Here is an 18,623-nt window from a genome sequence, read left to right as displayed (position 1 = left end):
AGGAATGTCGGTCTTGCCGGCCGCCTTTGCCAATAGAACGTCTGTTATGACCCATAAGGAGGCTTTATGCCGGACCTCGGCTCGCGACAGGTTTCGCAACTCCCGCCGCTGCAGGCGATCAGGGTGTTCGACGCGGTGGCGCGGCATCTTTCCTTCACCAAAGCCGCCGGCGAACTCGCCATGACGCAAGCGGCGGTCAGCTATCAGATCAAGGTGCTGGAAGAGCGTATCGGCGCGCCGCTGTTCCTGCGCCGGCCACGCCAGATCGTATTGACCGAAGCCGGGCAGCGCCTGGCGCCGGCTGTCGGCGAGGCCTTTGCCATTCTTGGCCAGGCCTATGCCGCGGCGCGTGGCGGCGCCGACGGGTTGCTGTGCGTCACCACGGTGCTGACCTTTGCCTCGAACTGGCTGGCACACCGGCTAGGCTCGTTTCAGATCGCTCATCCGGCGCTTGCCGTTCGGCTTGAGACGTCGAGCCGCCTGACGGACTTTGCCCGCGAGGAAGCCGATATCGCCATCCGCTCCGGCGCCGGCAAATGGCCGGGCCTGGAAGCGCACAAGCTGTTCGATGCCGATTTCACGCCGATGCTGAGCCCCAAGCTCGCGGCAAGCATCGGCGGCGTCAAGGAACCGGCCGACCTCTTGCGGCTGCCGATCCTCGATCCCGGCGACATCTGGTGGACGGAGTGGTTTTCGGCTGCCGGCGTGGACTCGCACGACCTTGCAAAGCGGCCAGGCAGCAGCATGGGCGCGCAGGCTTATGAGGCCAATGCGGCGATCGCCGGCCATGGCGTCGCGATCCTGACCAGGGCCCTGTTCAAGGCGGAACTCGCCCATGGCCGCCTGATCCAGCCCTTCGACCTGGTCGGCGACGACGGTCACGCCTACTGGCTGGTCTATCCCCAGGCGCGCCGCAACGTGCCGAAGATCCGCGCCTTCCGCGACTGGCTGCTGGCCGAGATCGCCTGCTGACAGGCAAGCCCTCCGGCAGCCGCATTCAAAACCACAAGCCTTTCTGTCCGGCCGCCTGATGTCCGGCGCGGGCGCGGCTTGTCTTCGCAATTTCCATCCATCCAATGTCCGCCGGCCTCGCCGAGTGCTGCGCTGCAGCATCGAATCCGGCTTGACATAATTAACGCCAAGTGAGTAATTGCCCAAAGCCAAGGCAAATGCTCATCTTGGTTCAAGGGAGGAATTTGATGAAACTTCGCACGCTCACCCTGGGCTTGTTGTCGGCCAGCGCATTTGCGTTCGCCGCACACGCCGAATCCATCACCATCGCCACCGTCAACAATGGCGATATGGTCCGCATGCAAAAGCTGACCGAAGACTTCACCAAGGCGAACCCCGACATCCAGCTCAACTGGGTCACGCTTGAAGAGAACGTGCTGCGCGAGCGCGTCACCACCGACATCGCCACCAAGGGTGGACAATATGACGTGATGACCATCGGCACCTATGAAGTTCCGATCTGGGCCAAGCAGAGCTGGCTGCTGCCGCTCGACAAGCTCGGCGACGACTATGACGCCAAGGATATCATCCCGGCCATCGCCGGCGGCCTTTCGGTCGACGGCAAGCTCTATGCCGCGCCCTTCTACGGCGAAAGCTCCTTCGTCATGTACCGCAAGGACCTGATGGACAAGGCCGGGCTGAAGATGCCCGACGCGCCGACCTGGGACTTCATCAAGCAGGCCGCCGACAAGATGACCGACCGCGCCAACGGCGTGAACGGTGTGTGCCTGCGCGGCAAGGCCGGCTGGGGCGAGAACATGGCCTTCCTGACCGCCATGTCGAACTCCTTCGGCGCACGCTGGTTCGACGAGAACTGGAAGCCCCAGTTCGACCAGCCCGAATGGAAGAACACGCTGCAGTTCTATGTCGACCTGATGAAGGCCGACGGCCCCGAGGGCGCCTCCTCCAACGGCTTCAACGAAAACCTGGCGCTGTTCCAGCAGGGCAAGTGCGGCATGTGGATCGATGCCACCGTCGCCGCGTCGTTCGTCTCCGACCCGAAGGCATCCCAGGTCGCCGATAAGGTCGGCTATGCCCTGGCGCCTGACAACGGCCTGGGCAAGCGCGGCAACTGGCTGTGGGCCTGGTCGCTGGCCATCCCCGCCGGCACGCAGAAGGCTGATGCCGCCCAGAAGTTCGTCTCCTGGGCGACCAGCAAGCACTATGCCGAACTGGTCGCTTCGAAGGAAGGCTGGGCCAACGTTCCTCCGGGCACGCGCTCCTCGCTCTACGCCAATGCCGAGTACCAGAAGGCAGCTCCGTTCGCCAAGATGACGCTCGACTCCATCAACGCCGCCGACCCGACGCATCCGACCGTCAAGCCGGTGCCCTATGTCGGCGTCCAGTTCGTCGCCATCCCTGAATTCCAGGGGCTTGGCACCACCGTCGGCCAGCTCTTCTCGGCGGCTCTTGCCGGCCAGTCGAGCGTCGACGATGCCTTGAAGCAGGCCCAGGATGCTGCCACTGCGGCAATGACCGAAGGCGGATACATCAAGTAGGCTCCTCCCGGTGCCGAATGCCGGTCGCCTCCTTGACCGGCAACGGCCGCCCGAGTTCCCAGTTCGGGCGGCCGCCTTTAACGCCTTTTGAAAATTCAGTCTGACCAGTGAAGGGTGACCGTCATGGCTACTCAGCAGACCCGTTCGCTTGCCCGTTTCATGATGGCGCCATCCGTGGTGCTGCTGTTCGTCTGGATGATCGTGCCGCTGGTCATCACCATCTGGTTCTCCTTCCAGCAGTACAATCCGCTCAATCCGATCCGCGACGGCTTCGTCGGCTTCTCGAACTACGCGCTGTTCTATTCGAACCCGGCCTTCCTGCAATCGATCCTCAACACGCTCACTTTGGTGGTCAGCGTGCTTCTGATCACGGTGATCGGCGGCATCCTGCTGGCGCTGCTGATCGATCAGCCGATGTGGGGCCAGGGGATCGTGCGCATCCTCGTCATCTCGCCGTTCTTCGTCATGCCGCCGGTGGCCGCATTGGTCTGGAAGAACATGATCATGCACCCGCAATACGGGGTGTTCGCCGATATCGCGCGCTTCTTCGGGGCCCAGCCGATCGACTGGTTCGGGCAGCATCCGATGACGGCGATCATCATCATCGTCGCCTGGCAATGGCTGCCCTTCGCGACCCTGATCCTCTTGACCGCGCTGCAATCGCTCGACGGTGAGCAGAAGGAAGCCGCCGAGATGGACGGCGCCGGCTTCATCAGCCGCTTCATCTATCTGACGCTGCCGCACATGTCGCGCGCCATCACGGTCGTCATCCTGATCCAGACGATCTTCCTCCTCTCCGTCTATGCCGAGATCCTCGTCACCACCAATGGCGGCCCGGGATACGCCTCCACCAACCTGCCCTTCCTCGTCTACCAGAAGGCGTTGCTGGAGTTCAAAATCGGCCAGGCGTCCGCCGGCGGTGTGATCGCCGTCATTCTCGCCAACATCGTTGCCTTCTTCGCCATGCGCGCCGTCGGCAAGAACCTGGACAAGTAAGGGAGGATACGATGGCACGCTCAGTCACCACCCAGCACAAGACGATCGCGACAATTGCCGCCTGGATCGTCGCCCTGCTGATCTTCTTCCCGATCCTCTATACGATCATCACCTCGTTCAAGTCGGAGCAGGAAGCCATCCAGGGTTTCAGCATCATCCCGTCGGGGACGTTCGAGAGTTATTCCGAGGTTCAGGCGCAGAGCGGCTACTTCAAGTTCTTCTTCAACTCGGTGCTGCTCTCGGTCGGCTCGACCATCCTGGCCTTGCTGGTCGCCATACCGGCCGCATGGTCGATGGCCTTCTCGCCGACCAAGCGAACCAAGGACATCCTGATGTGGATGCTGTCCACCAAGATGATGCCCGCGGTTGCCGTGCTGTTCCCGATCTACCTGATCTTCCGCGACACAGGACTGCTCGACAGCCGCATCGGCCTGATGGTCATGCTGATGCTGATCAACCTGCCGATCGTGGTGTGGATGCTCTACACCTACTTCCGCGAAATACCGGGCGAGATCCTGGAAGCGGCGCGCATGGACGGCGCGTCGCTGTGGAACGAGATCATCTATGTGCTCACGCCGATGGCGGTGCCGGGCATCGCCTCGACCATGCTGCTCAACATCATTCTGGCCTGGAACGAGGCGTTCTGGACGATCCGGCTGACGACCACGGAAGCAGCACCCTTGACCGCCTTCATCAGCTCGTTCTCGAGCCCACAAGGCCTGTTCTGGGCCAAGCTTTCGGCGGCCTCGACACTGGCCATCGCACCGATCCTGATCATGGGCTGGTTCAGCCAGAAGCAGCTGGTGCGCGGCCTGACATTTGGCGCCGTGAAGTAAGACCGCCGCAAGCAACAGACGCCGGACAATAACCCCTCGGGGAGGAAACCATGGGAAACATCACGCTCAAGAACGTCTCCAAATCCTTCGGATCGACGTCCATCATCCCCGGCCTCGACCTGGTGATCGAGAATGGCGAGTTCGTCGTCTTCGTCGGCCCGTCGGGTTGCGGCAAGTCGACATTGCTGCGGCTGATCGCCGGCCTGGAAGACACCAGCGGCGGCTCAATCAACATCGACGGCCGCGACGTCACCGGCGAGGCACCGGCCAAGCGCAAGCTCGCCATGGTGTTCCAATCCTACGCGCTCTATCCGCACATGACGGTGGCCAAGAACATCGGCTTCCCGCTGAAGATGGCCGGCGAGGACAAGGCGACCATCGACAAGAAGGTGGGAGATGCGGCGCGCGTGCTCAACCTCACCAACTATCTCGAACGCCGGCCTGGCCAGCTTTCCGGCGGCCAGCGCCAGCGCGTCGCCATCGGCCGTGCCATTGTGCGTCAGCCGACCGCCTTCCTGTTCGATGAACCGCTGTCCAACCTCGACGCAGCACTTCGCGGCACGATGCGGCTGGAGATCAGCGAACTGCACCATCAGCTCAAGACGACGATGATCTACGTCACCCACGATCAGGTCGAAGCCATGACCATGGCCGACAAGATCGTCGTGCTGAACGCCGGCAACATCGAACAGGTCGGCTCGCCGATGGAACTCTACAAGACGCCGAAGAACCTGTTCGTCGCCGGATTCATCGGCTCGCCGAAGATGAACCTGATCGAAGGCGCGCCGGCGGCCAAATACAGCGCCAAGACCATCGGCATCCGCCCCGAGCATATGGAAATCTCGACCACGGAGGGCGACTGGAAAGCCACCGTCGGCGTTGCCGAACATCTCGGTTCCGACACGTTCCTGCACGTCCAGGCTGATGGCGTCGGTCCGCTGACGGTGCGTGCCGACGGCGAACTGGCCGTGCATCACGGCGACACCATCTATCTGACGCCCGACAAGGCCAAGCTGCATCGCTTCGGCGCCGACGGAAAGGCAATATAAGCATGCGACTGGCTGGCAAATCCGCGCTGATCACGGGTTCGGCCCGTGGCATCGGCAGGGCCTTCGCCGAAGCCTATGCCGGCGAAGGCGCCACTGTCGCCATTGCCGACATCAATCTCGAGGCTGCACAGAAGACAGCCGCCGAGATCGGCGGCAAGGCCTATGCGGTCAAGCTCGACGTGACCGACCTCGCCTCCATCGAGCAGGCGGTGAAAACCGTCGAGGCGAAGACCGGTGGCCTCGATATCCTGATCAACAACGCCGCTTTGTTCGATCTGGCCCCGATCGTCGAGATCACCAAGGCAAGCTACGACAAACTGTTTTCGGTCAACGTTGCCGGCACGCTGTTCATGCTGCAGGCCGCCGCCCGCTCGATGATCGCACGCGGCAAGGGCGGCAGGATCATCAACATGGCGAGCCAGGCCGGGCGGCGCGGCGAGGCGCTGGTCGGCGTCTATTGCGCCACCAAGGCCGCCGTCATTTCGCTGACCCAATCGGCGGGGCTCGACCTGATCAAGCACGGCATCAACGTCAACGCGATTGCCCCTGGCGTCGTCGATGGCGAGCACTGGGATCACGTCGATTCGCTGTTCGCCAAGTATGAAAACCGGCCGAAGGGCGAGAAGAAGAAACTGGTCGGCGAGGCGGTGCCGTATGGCCGCATGGGCACGGCACAGGACCTCACCGGCATGGCGGTCTTTCTCGCCAGCGCCGACGCCGAATACATCGTCGCCCAGACCTACAATGTCGATGGCGGCCAGTGGATGAGTTGAGGCGGGGGACGGCCTCTGCTCCTCGTACCTCCGCGGGGAGCAGAGGCCGACATCAGCGGGCTCATCGACCTTGGAAGACGTGCCGCCGCTTATCCTCTCCACGTGAAAACGGGGGAGGGAGTAACGAAGGCCGAAGCCCGGCCAAAGGGTAAACAGATGACCGTAAAACTCTCGTCCTCAAACCTCTCCAAGCTGCCCGCTGGGGTCGCCGGTCCGAAGTATGACCGCTCGACGCTCAAGGCCGGCATCGTGCATTTCGGAGTCGGCAATTTCCACCGCTCGCACCAGGCTGTCTATCTCGACGACCTCTTCAATGCAGGCATCGGACATGACTGGGCGCTGGTCGGCGCCGGCGTGTTCGAGGGCGAGAAGATCGGCCGTGCCAAGCTGGAAGAGCAGGACTGGCTGACCACGGTGGTCGAGCAGGACTCTGGCCATATGAGCGCCCGCGTGACCGGCGCCATGATCGACTTCCTGATGCCGGGCGATGCGGCCGGCATCATCGAACGGCTTGCCGACCCGGCCATCAAGATCGTTTCGCTGACCATCACCGAAGGCGGCTATTTCATCGACCCGGCCTCCGGTGTCTTCAACCCGACCCATCCCGACATCGTCGCGGACGCGCAAGCCGGTGCTACGCCGAAGACGGTGTTCGGTATCATCCTTGCTGCACTGGTACGCCGCCGCGACGAGGGCACGGTGCCGTTCACGGTGATGTCCTGCGACAACATTCCTCACAATGGCCACGTCACCTCGGACGGCGTCATCGGTCTGGCCCGCCTGATCGACGAGGGTCTGGCGAACTGGGTCAGCGAGCGTGTCGCCTTTCCGAACGGCATGGTCGATCGCATCACGCCGGCCACATCAGACCGCGAACGCGGCATCCTGGCCAAGAATTTCGGGCTGGAGGACAACTGGCCGGTGTTCTGCGAGCCGTTCCGGCAATGGGTGCTGGAGGACCATTTCACCGATGGCCGTCCGCCGCTGGAAAAGGTCGGGGTGCAGTTCGTCAAGGACGTCGCGCCATACGAATTGATGAAGATCCGCATCCTCAATGGCGGTCACGCGACCATCGCCTATCCGGCCGGCCTGATGGACATCCATTTCGTCCATGAGGCGATGCAGGAGCCGCTGGTGAGCGGTTTTCTGGCCAAGCTCGAACGAGAGGAGATCATCCCGACCGTCCCGCCGGTGCCGGACACGGTTCTGGAAGACTATTACCAGCTCATCGAGAGCCGCTTTTCCAATCCCAAGATCGGCGACACGGTGCGCCGGCTCTGCCTCGACGGCTCCAACCGCCAGCCGAAATTCATCATCCCGACCATCGCCGACCGCCTGAAAGCCGGGAAAAGCGTCGCCGGCCTGGCGCTGGAATCGGCGCTGTGGTGCCGCTACTGCTTCGGCACGACGGACAGCGGCGCCGTCATCGAGCCCAACGACCCGAGCTGGGACCGGTTGCAGACGACGGCAAAAGCGGCAAAGGACGCGCCGGCCGCCTGGCTTGCGATGGAGGACATCTATGGCGATGTCGGCCGCGCGACCGCATTTGTCGAGGCCTTCGCCCATGCGCTCAACGTGCTGTGGGCGAATGGCACGCGTGCGACGCTGACGCGCTACCTCGCCGGCGAGTTCTGAGAACCATTCGCTGCCATGACGCCTGAACTGGTCATCTTCGACTGCGATGGCGTGCTGGTCGACAGCGAGGCACTCTCCGTCTCAGCGCTGCTCGGCATGATCAGGCTGGCCGGCGGCAGCGTCAGCGAGGACGCCGCCTACGAGCACTTCCTCGGCAAAAGCATGAAAAGCGTGCGCGAGATCCTCGGCCGCGACTTCGGACTTGATGTCACCGACAGCCACCTCACCGAGATGCGCGTCGAATTGATGCGCAAGTTCCGCGAGGAACTGAAGCCGATCGCCGGCGTCAAGGAGATGCTGCCCAGGCTTGGGCTGCCGTTCTGCGTCGCGTCCTCGGGCACGCTCGACCGCATCCGCTACGCGCTCGACGTCACCGGATTGCTCGGGCTGATGGAGCCGCATCTGTTCAGCGCCGTCATGGTGCCGAGCGGCAAGCCCGCGCCCGACCTGTTCCTGCATGCCGCCGCCAGCATGCGGGCCCATCCGCGCGAATGCCTCGTCGTCGAGGACAGCCCGGCCGGCATCGCCGCTGCGCGGGCGGCGGGCATGCGCGTGTTTGCCTTCACCGGCGGCTCGCATGCCGGCAACCCCTCATTGAAAGCGCGGCTTGCGTCGAGTGAACCGGACTTTATATTCGCTGACATGCTGCAATTGCCCGATCTGATTGCAGGCCTGGGAGCGAGAGTTAGAGCATCTTGACGAAACAGTTCGTTTGCGCGGTCGATGTCGGCACCGGGAGCGCTCGCGCGGGCATTCTCGACACCAGTGGCACCTTGCTCGGCCGCGCCGAACGGCCGATCGTCATGAACCGGCCGAAGCCCGATCACGCCGAGCATGATTCGCGCGATATCTGGTCGGCGGTCTGCGCCGCCGTGCGCACTGCCCGTGAAAAGGCCGGCGTCGCCGCAGAGGATGTCGTCGGCATTTCCTTCGACGCCACCTGTTCGCTGGTGGTGCGGGATCGGCAAGGCGGCCAGCTCAGCGTCTCGACCACCGGAGACAGGCGCTGGGACACTATCGTCTGGCTCGACCACCGCGCCATTGCCGAGGCCGACGAATGCACGGCAAGCGGCCATGCCGTGCTCGACTATGTCGGCGGCGTCATGTCACCGGAAATGGAGACGCCGAAGCTGATGTGGCTGAAGCGGAACCTGCCCAGGACCTGGAATGAAGCCGGCTATTTATTCGATCTCACCGATTTCCTGACCTGGCAAGCGACAGGATCGGTGGCCCGTTCACAATGCACGCTGACCGCCAAATGGACCTATCTGGCGCATGAGGAGACCGGCTGGCGCCGCGATTTTTTCGAGCTCGTCGGCCTCGACGATCTTTTCGAGCACGGCAATTTGCCCGAAAGGGCCAGCCCGGTCGGCAGCGATATTGGTCAGCTGACGGCGCAAGCGGCGGCAGAGCTTGGCCTGAGCGAAAAGTGCCGGGTCGGCGCTGGCGTCATCGATGCCTATGCCGGCGCACTTGGCGTGCTCGGCGGCTTTGCCGGCGACGAACAGGACATCGGCCGCCACCTGGCGCTGATTGCCGGCACGTCGAGCTGCGTCATGGCGATGTCGCCCGATCCGCAACCCTTCGCCGGCGTCTGGGGCCCCTATTACGGCGCAGCCTTGCCGAAGCTGTGGCTGTCGGAAGGCGGCCAGTCGGCAACCGGCGCCCTGCTCGATCACATTATTCGCTGGCACGGAGCCGGCGGCGAGCCGGATGCCGCCATGCATGCAAAAATCGCCAGGCGCGTCGCCGAGCTGCGCGTCACCGAGGGTGAAAACCTTGCCGCCAGGCTGCATGTGCTGCCCGATTTCCACGGCAACCGGTCGCCGCTCGCCGATCCGCATGCCGTCGGCGTCGTCAGCGGGCTGACGCTGGACTCCTCCTTCGACAGCCTGTGCAAGCTCTACTGGCGCACCGCCGTCGGCATCGCGCTCGGCGTGCGCCACGTGCTGGAGGCGCTGAACGAGAATGGCTACCTGATCGATACGCTGCATGTCACCGGCGGCCACACCAAGAACCCGCTGCTGATGGAGCTCTATGCCGACGCCACCGGCTGCACGGTGATCGAGCCACTGGCCGACGAGGCGGTGCTGCTCGGCACCGGCATGGTCGCGGCAACCGCGGCCGGGCTGTTTCCCGACCTCACTGCGGCCTGTCTCGCCATGCAGCAGGGCGGCAGGACGCGCGCGTCGAACCCGAGATCATCAGGGCGTTTCGACCGCGATTACAAGGTTTTCCTCGAGATGCACCGGCAGCGGCAGATGCTGGACGCGATCCGGTAAAGCGAAGCGAGCCTATCCTTGGCTCAATCTGTTCCCACCCCTCCTCTCTTGCCTTCATGTCGCGTTTCGTCCAAAAGCTGGCGCAAACGCCGCGAAACCGAAGGTTTTGCCGTTTGAAATGCGGCTTCCGGCTCTTTGCCGACGTGCCGCAACTGGAAAGAGCAGGAAAATGTCTGCGATCGAAGCCGGCGCTCGCGCGCCGGAAAATCTTTGGCGTCAGGAAATCAGGGCGACGCTGGCGCTCGCCTGGCCGATGGTGCTGACCAATCTCGGCCAGACCGCGATGACGGCCACCGACGTCATGATGATGGGTCGCCTCGGGCCGGATACGCTGGCCAGCGGCGCGCTTGGCGCCAACCTCTATTTCATGCCGCTGATCTTCGGGCTCGGCCTGATGCTGGCGACGTCGCCGATGATCGCGACCGAGCTTGGCCGCCGCCGCTATTCGGTGCGCGACCTGCGCCGCACCGTGCGCCAGGGCTTGTGGCTGGCGATCCTGATCTCGATCCCGATCTGGCTCGTGCTGTGGCACGGCGAAGCCATCCTGCTGGCCATGGGCCAGGACCCGGTGCTCGCCCACCAAGCCGGCATCTATCTGCGCTGGCTCGAATGGGCGGTGCTGCCCTTTTACGGCTACATCGTGCTGCGCTCATTCATCTCGGCATTGGAACGGCCGGGCTGGGCGCTGGTCATCGTCTTCGTCGCCGTCGCCTGCAACGCCTTCTTCAACTGGGTGTTCATGTTCGGCAACCTTGGCATCCCGTCGATGGGCATTGCCGGCTCGGGCCTTGCCACCTCGCTGTCCTCAACGCTGATGTTCGTCGGCATGGCCGTCGTGGTGATGTTGGAGAAAAAGTTCCGGCGCTACCGTCTCTTCGGCCGTTTCTGGCGCGCCGACTGGCCGCGCTTCAAGGGCCTGTTGCGGCTCGGCCTGCCGATTGCCGGCATCCTCGCCTTCGAGGTGACGATCTTCAATGCGGCGGCGCTGCTGATGGGCCTGATCGATGCGGATTCGCTGGCCGCGCACGCGATCGCCATCCAGATCGCCTCGATCAGCTTCATGGTGCCGCTCGGCCTCAACCAGGCGGTGACGGTGCGCGTCGGGCTTGCGCACGGCGCCGGCAATCCGGAGGGCGTTTCCCGCGCCGGCTGGACCGCCTTTGTCATCGGCGTCTCGTTCATGGCCCTGATGGGGCTGGTGATGATCCTGTGGCCGCATCCGCTGATCAGCGCCTTCATCGACCTGAGCAATCCGGCCAATGCCAGGGTGATCGCACTTGCCGTGTCGTTCCTGGCCTTCGCGGCGCTGTTTCAGGTGTTCGACGGCGCGCAGGCGGTTGCCGCCGGCATGCTGCGCGGCCTGCACGACACCAAGGTGCCGATGATCTACGCCGCGATCGGCTATTGGGGTGTCGGCCTGCCGCTCGGCGTGCTGCTCGCCTTCCATTTCGGCCTGCATGGCGTCGGCATCTGGATCGGCCTGTCGTCGGGGCTGGCCGTGGTGGCGGCGCTGCTGCTGGCGCGCTGGATGCGCCGGGATCGCCTGGCGCTGCCATTGGTGTTCGGGCATTGAACCAAACGGCCGCCGGTGCCCGGCGGCCGTCATATTCCAACCTTGTGGCTCATTACACGGCGCCTTCAGATCGGCCCACGAGACGTCTGTCTGGTGCCAGGAGCTTCAGCCGTGATTCATCCCGTTGACTACGCCGCCTGAACGATCTCGACCAGTTCAACATCGAACACCAGGTCCTTTCCGGCCAACGGATGATTGCCGTCGAGCTTGACGCTGGCCTCGTTCACACCGACGACTGTTACCGGCATGGGGCGCCCGTCGCGGGTTCTAACCTGCAATTGAGTGCCGACATCAACGTTGATGTTGTCTGGCACTTTGGCGCGGTCGATGGTCACGACCGCTTCAGGGCGGTGGGGCCCATAGGCGGCGTCTGCGGGAACGGTGACGGTGCTTTTCGCGCCCACCTCCATGCCCTCGACCTGGGTTTCAAGGCCAGGGATCAGTTGTCCTTCGCCCAGAGTGAATTGCAGCGGTTCGCTGCCGGAAGCATCGAATTGAGTGCCGTCGACTAGGCGTCCAGTATAGTTGATGCGCACGGTGTCGCCATTCTTGGCTTGTGTCATAGCAGTCATCCTTTCGGATTTTTTTGAGGGGGCCGGCCAGAGCTCACGGTCCCGTTCTCGATCATCCACGCACGAACGTGCACGGTGCGAAACTCTAAAACTAGGCACTCGGCTGCAGATGTAAAGCGCTAGAGCTGCCGACTGGCTTCCCTATGTGTCGCCTTCATTCGCGTGCTGCCTGCGCGATGATGCCCGCCGCCGATCTTCAGAGCCGACCAAGCCAGCACCGAAATAACTCAGTGTAGTCGCCGTCGATGCCGGTCAACACAACACGTTCGCGGCTCAGCGCGCCGGCGCCCGCTTTTCGAGTTTGCGGGCGTATTGCGTCAGCGGGAAGCACATGACGAAGAAAATCAGCGCGACCAGTCCATAGACCTTGAACGGTTCGAATGTGGCGTTGTTGATGGCGTTGGAGGTTCGCACCAGCTCCTCGAAGCCGATGATCGAGGTGAGCGCGGTCGATTTGATCAGCTGTACCAGGAAGCCGACGGTCGGCGCGCGGGTGATCGAAAAGGCCTGCGGCAGGATGATCAGCCGCAGTTCCTGCAGATAGTGCAGGCCGAGGCTGGCGCCGGCATCCCATTGGCCCAATGGCAGCGCGGCGACGCCGGAACGCCAGATCTCGGCGAGATAGGCACTGGCGAAGAAGGTCAGGCCGAGCACCGCCGCCGTCCACGGCTCGATGCGCAGGCCGAGCATCGGCAGGCCGAAGAACATCAGGAAGAGCTGCATCAAGAGCGGCGTTCCCTGGAACAGGGCGATGTAGCCGGAGGCTATGTGCCGGCTCCATTTGTTTTTGGCAATCCTGAAGAACAACACGATCATGCCGACGATGCCGCCGCCGATGAAGGCGGCCAGCGACAGGAGCACCGTCCAGCGGGCGGCGAGCAGCAGGTTGCGAACGATGTCCCAGAAGGTGAATTCGATCATGACACGCCGGCCCCCAACACGCGGCGTCCGCCTGTGACCAGCAGCCGGCGCAAGGCCATCGACATCAAGAGATAAACCAAGGTCACAACCAGATAGGTCTCGAAGGAGCGGAATGTGCGTGCCTGCAGCATGTCGGCCTCGTAGGTCAGCTCGCGCACCGCGATCTGCGACACGACGGCGGACTCCAGCATCATGATGACGATCTGGCTGGTCAGCGCCGGAAAGATCACCTTGAGCGCCTGCGGCAGCACGATCTTGATGAACACCTGGCGTGGCCTCAAGCCCAGCGCCAGGGCTGCTTCAGTTTGCCCGCCGGGCACGGCGTCAAGGCCGGCGCCAACGATCTCGATCGTGTAGGCCGCCATGTTGAGCGTCATCGCCAGGATGGCGGCCAGCACCGGATCGAGCCTGATGCCGAGGCTGGGCAGGCCGAAGAAGATGAAGAACAGCTGCACCAGGAACGGCGTGTTGCGGATGATTTCGACATACCAGGCGATGGCCCGCTTGAGCAGCACCGGGCCGTTGCGGCGCCCCGCGGCACCCAGGATGCTGAGGAACGTTCCGGCAAGCGTGGTCACCGCGATCAACAGGATCGTCGTGGCCGCGCCGCGCGCGATGTCGCCCAGAGCACCCGGGAGCCAGGCGAAGGCCACGGAAACTCAATCCTTGAGGTTGTCGGGATTGAGCGGCGTCTTCAACCAGGCTTTCGAGCTTTCGTCGAGCTTGCCGTCCGCCAGCATCTTGGCAACGGCATCGTTGACCGCCTTCTTCAGGCTATCTTCGTTCTTGTTGAGACCGATATGCGAAGGCGAGGTCAGAAGCTGGAACTTCTGCTCCGGCTTCAGCGCGTCCTGCTTGGCCAGCACCTGCGCGCCGACGTCGTTGCCGACGACCATCAACTGGGTCTGGCCGGAGATAAAGGCCTGGATCACTGAATTGTAGTTGTCGAAGCGCTTGATGTCGGCCGACGCGGGGGCTGCCTCGGTGAGCGAGGTGTCTTCCAGCGTGCCGCGGTTGACGGCGATCGACTTGTCGGCGAGATCTTCCTTGCCTTTGACCGAAAGTGCCGCCGGACCGATCACGGCGATGTAGTAGGGCGCGTAGGCGACAGCGAAGTCGATGACCTGCTCGCGTTCCTTCGAATAGCCGACGCTCATCAAGAGATCGACGCGATGGTCGTTCAAATACGGGATGCGATTCTGGCCAGTGACGGCGACGGGATTGAGCTTCACCTTGAGCGTGTCGGCAATGTATTGCGCGACATCCATGTCATAGCCCTTGAGGCTCATATCGGCGCTGGCCGAGGAGAAGGGCGGGAAATCGGCGAAGACGCCGACATTGATGGCGCCGGCCTTGGTGATATCCGCCAGCGCATCGGCGCTGGCGGCCTGGGTGGCGAATGAGAGACCAGTGGTGCTGAGCACCAGCATGGCGGCGATGGATGCAAATGTCTTTCGGGTCGTCATTTTTATTCCCCTCTGGAAGCTTTGTTTGTTTGGGTCGGCCACCGGCTCCAGCGCGGTAGCCGCCTTTGCTTTTCTAAACGTCAGGCGCCCTTGCCTGTGATTGCCGGGCTGAACACCATCAGGCTCAATATCTCGAACAGCACCTGTGCGGCGGCATGCGCGGTGTTGGTGGTGGCGTCGTATTGCGGCGCCACTTCGACGACATCGCCGCCGACAATATTGAGGCCCTTGAGGCCGCGCAGCAGTTCGAGCACTTCGCGCGTCGTCAGCCCGCCGACTTCCGGCGTGCCGGTGCCGGGCGCGAAGGCCGGATCGACACTGTCGATATCGAAGGAGACATAGGTCGGGCCGTCGCCGACAATCTTGCGCGCCTTCTCGATGATGGCGGGAATGCCGAGCCCGGTCACCTCCTCGGCATGGACCACGGTCATGCCGGATTCGTAGGTGAACTCCCACAGATATTCGGCCGAACCGCGGATGCCGATCTGGATCGTGCGCGTCGGATCGAGCACGCCGTCGAGCACGGCGTTGCGGAACGGCCCGCCATGATGGAATTTGGTCATGTCGAACAGGCCACTGGTGTCGCAATGCGCGTCGATGTGGATCAGCCCGACCGGCGCCTTCTTACCGACGGCCTTGAGGATCGGATGGCTGATCGAATGGTCGCCGCCGATCGAAAGCGGGATGACGCCGGCATCGACGATCTGGTTGGTGCGGCGCTCGATATCCTCATGGCTGGTTTCCAGCCGGTAGCGGCTGCGGAACGGCGTATCGCCGATGTCGGCGACCCGAAGTTCATGCGTCGGCGCGCATTCCAGCACGTGATTGTAGGGGCCGATGCGCTCGATGGCGCGCAGCGCCCTTGGCCCGAAGCGCGAGCCCGGCCGATTGGTGACGCCGAGATCCATCGGCACGCCGATCATCGCCACCTGCAAATCTCCGAAATCCGGATTGTCGGCCGATATTTCGCGGTAGGGGGCGGCGAGGAAGGTCGGAATGCCGGAATAAGGCGCCAGCCGTGTACCGCTCTTGGAAAAGATCTTGTCGGCGACCTTGCGGAACTTCGGGTCGAACATCTCGCCGCCATGGCTTTCACCATATTTGCGACGCAACGCGTCGAGTTTGCCGCTGTTATAACCCATATCCGCTCTCCTGCCGGCTGATGCAGTGCGACCGTTGGTGATGCCTGGCGAAGCGACCGTCATCCGGCCGGGTCGCTGTCCCGCTGGCTGCCTGCAGATTTCACGTCTTGAAGCTGTTCCGGGCTCAAGTGTCCGGCAGCCGCATTGAAAAATCAATTGATATTGTTAAGGTGTTTTCTGTGAGAAAATCTCACAATGAACTCTGAGCACGATCTCATCCGAAAACCGGGCTCCATTTTTCGGGATCGTGCTTCAATGGATGCTCATGCCCAAACGCCTGCCGCCCCTCAATCCGCTGCGCGCCTTCGAAGCAACGGCCCGGCATGGCTCGCTGACCAAGGCGGCCAGTGAGCTGAATGTCACGCATGGCGCCATCAGCCACCAGATCAAGGCGCTCGAGCAGTCGCTCGGCGTCAAGCTGTTCGAGCGGGTCGGCCAGCGGGTCAAACTGACACCGCATGGCGCCGAACTCTTGCCGGCGGTCTCGACCGCCTTCGACAGCATCGCCGCCGCCACCCAGCGCATGACAAGGCCGGCGAGCAGCGGCACACTTTCAGTCTCCTGCGTGCCCGCGCTGCTGTTGCTGTGGATGACACCGCGGCTCGGCAGTTTCATGGCGCAATATCCCGACATAAGGCTGACGCTTATTCCCTCGAACGACCCCAGGGATTTGCGGGCGCCGAACATCGATGTCTGCGTGCATTATGGCGACGGCAGCTGGACCGATTGCTGGATGCGAAAATGGTCGGGCCTCGAACTGTTTCCGGTGGTCAGCCCGACCTTGATCAACAACCGCCCGATCCGCAGCGTCAGGGATCTCGCCGACCATGTCTTCCTGCATGGCGACGACGGCCGCGAATGGCACACCTGGCTGGCAGCCGCCGATGCGCTGGACCTGGAGCGGGGCCGCCGCCATCACCTCGGCGATGCGCGCATGGCGACCGAGGCGGCGGTGCATGGCCATGGCGTGGCGTTGGGCGACTCCGTGACGGCGAGCGCGCTGCTGGCCAGGGGTATGCTGGTCGCGCCGTTCAGCCTGTCGGTGCCGGCTGTCGACGATTTCTATGTCGTCTGCCGCAACGAAATGAAGGCGACGCCAATCGTGCAGGTGTTCATCGACTGGCTGTTTGCCGAGAAAGCCGGAGATGACGGCCGCGCCGATGCACCGGTGGCGGGGCGCATCGTCAGCCGCCGCAAGCGTCCCGCGCTCAGGGTCATCGGCGCCAAAACCGGGACCTGACGCCGGCTTGCGGCGTGCGGCGCGCCGTCGGCGGTCTCTCAGTCCATGCAAGGTTTTCTTTTTGTCGGGCCAGCCGGAAACCGGGCAGCGTTTTGGCCAATTCGATGCTATGAGGCCTGTCGCGGTTGTGGATTGCAGACAGCAAAGGCGGTGTTGAAACATGGCTAAGACCGATATTGCGCGGCGGGTCTATAACCACACCTGGAAGCTCGATCCGATCGTGCGCAGCTTGCTCGACACGGATTTCTACAAGCTTTTGATGCTGCAGATGATCTGGGGCATGTATCCCAAGGTCGACACGACTTTCTCGCTGATCAACCGCACCACCTCTGTGCGGCTGGCCGACGAGATCGATGAAGGCGAACTGCGCGAACAGCTCGACCATGCCCGCACGCTGCGCTTCTCCAAGAAGGAGATGATCTGGCTCGGCGGTAACAATTTCTACGGCCGCAAGCAGATCTTCGAACCGGAATTCCTCGCCTGGCTGGAAGGCTTCCGGCTGCCCGAATACGAGCTGTCGAAGCGCGACGGGCAGTACGAACTGACCTTCAGCGGACCGTGGATGTACGCCACGCTGTGGGAGATCCCGGCGCTGGCTATTATCAATGAGCTCCGATCTCGCGCGGCCATGCGGGCGTTCGGGCCGTTCGCGCTCGATGTGCTCTATGCCCGCGCCAAGGCCAAGATGTGGGCCAAGACCGAGCGGCTGAAAGCGCTGCCAGGCATCCGCATCTCGGACTTTGGCACGCGCCGGCGGCATTCCTTCCTGTGGCAGCGCTGGTGCGTCGAAGCGCTGAAGGAAGGCATTGGCGAGGCGTTCACCGGAACCTCCAACGTGCTTCTGGCGATGGACAACGACCTCGAAGCGCTCGGCACCAACGCGCATGAGTTGCCGATGGTGTTCGCGGCGCTGGCCAATTCCGAAAAGGAGCTGAAACAGTCGCCCTACAAGGTTCTGCAGGACTGGCAGCGCTACTATGGCGGCAATCTGCTGATCGTGCTGCCGGACGCCTTCGGCACCGCGTCATTCCTGCGCGATGCGCCGGACTGGGTGGCCGACTGGACCGGCTTCCGCCCCGACAGCGCGCCGCCGATCGAAGGCGGCGAAAAAATCCTGTCCTGGTGGCGCAACAAGGGCAAGGATCCCCGGCAGAAACTGCTGATCTTCTCCGATGGGCTTGAGGTCGAAACCATCGAGGAGACCTACCGCCACTTCAAAGGCAAGGTGCGCATGTCCTTCGGCTGGGGCACCAATTTGACCAATGATTTCGAAGGCTGCGCGCCGACCGAAACCAACGCCTTGGATGCCATCTCGCTGGTCTGCAAGGTCACCGAAGCCAATGGCAGGCAGGCGGTCAAGCTCTCCGACAATCCGGCCAAGGCGACGGGTGACGAGAAAGAGATCGAGCGTTATATCAGGATCTTTGGCGAGAAGGACCGCGTGGAGCAACTGGTCAAGGTGTGAGGGGTGGTGGGGCCGATAAGATAGCTATCTTGGATAGCATGAGTTCCTTGGCGCCCCCCTCTGTCCTGCCGGACATCTCCCCCTCAAGTGGGGAGATTGGCTGTCACTTCGGCTTTCGCCAATCCCCCACGCAGCGAAAGAGGCGCCGATCAGAGAAACTGCC

At 63.1% G+C, this 18,623-nt stretch carries 17 protein-coding genes; 12 read left to right on the top strand and 5 right to left on the bottom strand.

Features of this window, described 5'->3' with window-relative positions; genetic code table 11:
• Positions 1-66: 66 nt before the first annotated feature.
• From gcvA (NKI38_RS15020) to NKI38_RS14975, 10 genes are all read left to right on the top strand, one after another.
• Positions 67-972 (top strand): transcriptional regulator GcvA, encoded by a 906-nt coding sequence (gcvA, locus tag NKI38_RS15020; RefSeq protein WP_352658796.1) that lies wholly within the window; start codon positions 67-69, stop codon positions 970-972.
• Positions 973-1,199: 227 nt separating this feature from the next.
• Complete coding sequence (locus NKI38_RS15015; RefSeq protein WP_352634608.1) at positions 1,200-2,510, top strand: ABC transporter substrate-binding protein; 1,311 nt, start codon at positions 1,200-1,202, stop codon at positions 2,508-2,510.
• Positions 2,511-2,633: 123 nt separating this feature from the next.
• Positions 2,634-3,506, top strand: a complete 873-nt coding sequence (locus NKI38_RS15010; RefSeq protein ID WP_352658794.1) for a carbohydrate ABC transporter permease — start codon at positions 2,634-2,636, stop codon at positions 3,504-3,506.
• A gap of 11 nt (positions 3,507-3,517) precedes the next feature.
• On the top strand, positions 3,518-4,342 hold the full coding sequence (locus NKI38_RS15005; RefSeq protein WP_352658792.1) for a carbohydrate ABC transporter permease: 825 nt from the start codon (positions 3,518-3,520) through the stop codon (positions 4,340-4,342).
• Positions 4,343-4,392: 50 nt separating this feature from the next.
• Positions 4,393-5,391, top strand: coding sequence for an ABC transporter ATP-binding protein (locus tag NKI38_RS15000; protein ID WP_352658790.1), 999 nt, complete (start codon positions 4,393-4,395; stop codon positions 5,389-5,391).
• A gap of 2 nt (positions 5,392-5,393) precedes the next feature.
• Positions 5,394-6,164, top strand: coding sequence for an L-iditol 2-dehydrogenase (locus tag NKI38_RS14995; RefSeq protein WP_352658788.1), 771 nt, complete (start codon positions 5,394-5,396; stop codon positions 6,162-6,164).
• A 156-nt stretch (positions 6,165-6,320) separates the two neighbouring features.
• Entirely contained in the window at positions 6,321-7,799 is a 1,479-nt protein-coding gene (locus tag NKI38_RS14990) for a mannitol dehydrogenase family protein (protein ID WP_352658787.1), read from the top strand.
• A gap of 15 nt (positions 7,800-7,814) precedes the next feature.
• Positions 7,815-8,498 (top strand): HAD family hydrolase, encoded by a 684-nt coding sequence (locus tag NKI38_RS14985; RefSeq protein ID WP_352658785.1) that lies wholly within the window; start codon positions 7,815-7,817, stop codon positions 8,496-8,498.
• Positions 8,495-10,081 (top strand): FGGY-family carbohydrate kinase, encoded by a 1,587-nt coding sequence (locus NKI38_RS14980; RefSeq protein WP_352658783.1) that lies wholly within the window; start codon positions 8,495-8,497, stop codon positions 10,079-10,081. Before NKI38_RS14985 ends, NKI38_RS14980 begins: the two co-directional genes overlap by 4 nt.
• A 169-nt stretch (positions 10,082-10,250) precedes the next feature.
• Positions 10,251-11,654 (top strand): MATE family efflux transporter, encoded by a 1,404-nt coding sequence (locus NKI38_RS14975; RefSeq protein ID WP_352658781.1) that lies wholly within the window; start codon positions 10,251-10,253, stop codon positions 11,652-11,654.
• A gap of 128 nt (positions 11,655-11,782) precedes the next feature.
• Here the strand turns inward: NKI38_RS14975 and NKI38_RS14970 are convergent, their stop codons facing one another.
• The 5 genes from NKI38_RS14970 to speB form a co-directional block, all read right to left on the bottom strand.
• A complete protein-coding gene (locus NKI38_RS14970) occupies positions 11,783-12,217 on the bottom strand; it encodes an FKBP-type peptidyl-prolyl cis-trans isomerase (protein ID WP_352634582.1) in 435 nt (144 codons plus the stop codon).
• A 282-nt stretch (positions 12,218-12,499) separates the two neighbouring features.
• Positions 12,500-13,147 (bottom strand): amino acid ABC transporter permease, encoded by a 648-nt coding sequence (locus NKI38_RS14965; RefSeq protein WP_352634580.1) that lies wholly within the window; start codon positions 13,145-13,147, stop codon positions 12,500-12,502.
• Positions 13,144-13,800: an amino acid ABC transporter permease gene (locus tag NKI38_RS14960; RefSeq protein ID WP_352658779.1), complete on the bottom strand. Its 657-nt coding sequence runs from the start codon at positions 13,798-13,800 to the stop codon at positions 13,144-13,146. The genes NKI38_RS14965 and NKI38_RS14960 overlap by 4 nt, the downstream gene beginning before the upstream one ends.
• Before the next feature lie 6 nt (positions 13,801-13,806).
• Complete coding sequence (locus NKI38_RS14955) at positions 13,807-14,613, bottom strand: transporter substrate-binding domain-containing protein (RefSeq protein WP_352658777.1); 807 nt, start codon at positions 14,611-14,613, stop codon at positions 13,807-13,809.
• An 80-nt stretch (positions 14,614-14,693) separates the two neighbouring features.
• Positions 14,694-15,755 (bottom strand): agmatinase, encoded by a 1,062-nt coding sequence (speB, locus tag NKI38_RS14950; protein WP_352658776.1) that lies wholly within the window; start codon positions 15,753-15,755, stop codon positions 14,694-14,696.
• Between the two features lie 265 nt (positions 15,756-16,020).
• On the opposite strand from speB, the gene gcvA (NKI38_RS14945) reads away from it, so the two are divergent.
• Together gcvA (NKI38_RS14945) and pncB are read left to right on the top strand one after the other, a co-directional pair.
• A complete protein-coding gene (gene gcvA / locus NKI38_RS14945) occupies positions 16,021-16,995 on the top strand; it encodes a transcriptional regulator GcvA (protein ID WP_352658775.1) in 975 nt (324 codons plus the stop codon).
• Between the two features lie 160 nt (positions 16,996-17,155).
• Entirely contained in the window at positions 17,156-18,460 is a 1,305-nt protein-coding gene (pncB, locus tag NKI38_RS14940; RefSeq protein ID WP_352658774.1) for a nicotinate phosphoribosyltransferase, read from the top strand.
• Positions 18,461-18,623: the final 163 nt, after the last annotated feature.

Source organism: Mesorhizobium sp. M0621 (assembly GCF_040320745.1).
GTDB lineage: Bacteria > Pseudomonadota > Alphaproteobacteria > Rhizobiales > Rhizobiaceae > Mesorhizobium.
This window is presented reverse-complemented; position numbering and strand designations above follow the sequence as displayed.

Bases quoted from the DNA above. Each gene is read 5' to 3' on its own strand.
- gcvA (WP_352658796.1), top strand. From the start codon at position 67: ATGCCGGACCTCGGCTCGCGACAGGTTTCGCAACTCCCGCCGCTGCAG.
- NKI38_RS15015 (WP_352634608.1), top strand. From the start codon at position 1,200: ATGAAACTTCGCACGCTCACCCTGGGCTTGTTGTCGGCCAGCGCATTT.
- NKI38_RS15010 (WP_352658794.1), top strand. From the start codon at position 2,634: ATGGCTACTCAGCAGACCCGTTCGCTTGCCCGTTTCATGATGGCGCCA.
- NKI38_RS15005 (WP_352658792.1), top strand. From the start codon at position 3,518: ATGGCACGCTCAGTCACCACCCAGCACAAGACGATCGCGACAATTGCC.
- NKI38_RS15000 (WP_352658790.1), top strand. From the start codon at position 4,393: ATGGGAAACATCACGCTCAAGAACGTCTCCAAATCCTTCGGATCGACG.
- NKI38_RS14995 (WP_352658788.1), top strand. From the start codon at position 5,394: ATGCGACTGGCTGGCAAATCCGCGCTGATCACGGGTTCGGCCCGTGGC.
- NKI38_RS14990 (WP_352658787.1), top strand. From the start codon at position 6,321: ATGACCGTAAAACTCTCGTCCTCAAACCTCTCCAAGCTGCCCGCTGGG.
- NKI38_RS14985 (WP_352658785.1), top strand. From the start codon at position 7,815: ATGACGCCTGAACTGGTCATCTTCGACTGCGATGGCGTGCTGGTCGAC.
- NKI38_RS14975 (WP_352658781.1), top strand. From the start codon at position 10,251: ATGTCTGCGATCGAAGCCGGCGCTCGCGCGCCGGAAAATCTTTGGCGT.
- NKI38_RS14970 (WP_352634582.1), bottom strand. From the start codon at position 12,217: ATGACACAAGCCAAGAATGGCGACACCGTGCGCATCAACTATACTGGA.
- NKI38_RS14965 (WP_352634580.1), bottom strand. From the start codon at position 13,147: ATGATCGAATTCACCTTCTGGGACATCGTTCGCAACCTGCTGCTCGCC.
- NKI38_RS14955 (WP_352658777.1), bottom strand. From the start codon at position 14,613: ATGACGACCCGAAAGACATTTGCATCCATCGCCGCCATGCTGGTGCTC.
- speB (WP_352658776.1), bottom strand. From the start codon at position 15,755: ATGGGTTATAACAGCGGCAAACTCGACGCGTTGCGTCGCAAATATGGT.
- gcvA (WP_352658775.1), top strand. From the start codon at position 16,021: ATGCCCAAACGCCTGCCGCCCCTCAATCCGCTGCGCGCCTTCGAAGCA.
- pncB (WP_352658774.1), top strand. From the start codon at position 17,156: ATGGCTAAGACCGATATTGCGCGGCGGGTCTATAACCACACCTGGAAG.